This is a genomic window from Variovorax sp. KK3 (assembly GCF_001984055.1).
In the GTDB taxonomy this organism is placed as follows: Bacteria; Pseudomonadota; Gammaproteobacteria; order Burkholderiales; family Burkholderiaceae_C; genus Variovorax.
Genome location: NZ_LYVO01000170.1, coordinates 1 through 1,713 on the forward strand (window position 1 = coordinate 1; position 1,713 = coordinate 1,713).

General features: G+C 70.1%; 1 protein-coding gene. It reads right to left on the minus strand.

Annotation, left to right across the window (positions count from 1 at the left end):
* A partial coding sequence (locus tag B0W80_RS34605) for a cadherin-like domain-containing protein (RefSeq protein WP_143684919.1) occupies window positions 1–1,713 on the minus strand: 1,713 nt, incomplete at both ends.

Sequence of the window (1,713 nt, forward strand, 5' to 3'; positions counted from 1 at the left end):
ACTCGTCGTCCCCGTGAGCACGGAGCCCGACAGCGGCGTGTCCTCGTTCGTCGCCACGACCTCGTCCGCATCGGTGAACGGATCGTCCACCGGCGTCACGTTGATCGTCAGCGTCGAGCTGGCGGTGACCACGCCGTCGCTGACGGTATAGGTCGCCACCGGCACCGGGCCGTTGTAGTTGGCAGCCGGCGTGAAGGTGTAGCTGCCGTTGGCGTTGATGACCAGCGCGCCCACGCCGGCGAGGGTCGCGGTCTGCCCTGCCGTGTAGGTGGTGCCGCCGACGACGAACTGCGTCACCGTCAGCGCGCTGTCCACGTCCGTGTCGTTGCCCAGCACGTTGCCCGTGGCCGTCGTGTCCTCGGCGATCGTCGCCGTGTCGGCCACCAGCACCGGCGGATCGTTGACCGCCGCGATGTCGAAGGCGAGGGTGTTGGGCGTGGTGTCGAAGGCACCGGCCGAGTCCTGCACCGAGAAGGTGAAGCTCGCGTAGCCGATGCCGTTGCCGTTGGCGCCCGGCACGAAGCTCAGGCGTCCCGCGACGATATCGGCGGCCGACACCACCTGGCCCGCCGTCACGGCCACGCCGTCGAGCAGCAGCGTGCCGGCGGCCGGCAGCGTGTCGATGCGCACGTTGGCCAAGGTCTGGCCCGGGTCCGCATCGCTGAAGCCGAAGTTGGCCGCCGCCAGCGCCACCGGCGTGTCTTCCACGCCGGCGACCACGCCATCCGCGCCTTGCGGCGGCGTGTTGGTGCCGACGTTGACCGTCAGCGTGGCGGTGCTGGTGAGCGTGCCGTCGCTGATCGTGTAGCTGATCGCCACCGCGCCCGTCACGTTGGTGGCCGGCGTGAAGTCGAGCGTGCCGTTCGGGTTGACCGTGACCGTGCCCAATGCCGGGTTCACGGTCGCGGAGATGACTGTCAGCGTGTCGCCATCCACGTCCACGTCGTTCGCCAGTACCGGAATGTTGGCGAGCGGCGTGTTGATCGCGGTCGTGGCCACGTCGTTGTTCGCGACCGGCGCATCGTTGACCGCGGCCACGCTGACCGTCACCGTCGCGGTGGCCGTGCCGCCGTTGCCGTCGCCGATCGTGTAGCTGAAGCTGGCGGTGCCGTTGAAGTTGGCGGCCGGCGTGAACACCACGTTGCCGCCCACCAGCGACACGCTGCCGTTGACGGCGCCCTGCACACTGGTGATGGTGAGCGTGTTGCCGTCCACGTCGCTGTCGTTGCCCAGCAGCGTGGCGGGCGCGATGGTGAGCGGCGTGTCTTCGGTGGCGACCACCGTGTCGGCGGCGGCGACTGGCGGGTCGTTCACCGGCGTGACGGTGAGGGTCAAGGTCGACGTGGCGGTGAGCGCGCCGTCGCTCACCGTGTACGTGGCCACCGGCACCGGCCCGTTGTAGTCGAGCGCCGGCGTGAAGGTGTAGGCGCCGTTGGCCGCGATGGTGAGCGTGCCCACGCCGGCCAGCGTGGCCGTCTGGCCGGCCGTGTAGGTGGTGCCGCCGACCACGAATTGCGTGACGTTCAGCGAGACGCTGTCCACGTCGGTGTCGTTGGCCAGCACGTTGCCGGACACCGGCGTGTCTTCCAGCGTGGTGTTGGTGTCGGCCACGGCCACCGGCGCGTCGTTCACCGGCGTCACGGTGAGCGTGAGCGTCGAGGTGGAGGTGGCCGCACCGTCGCTGACCGTGTACGTGGCCACGGGCGGCGCGCC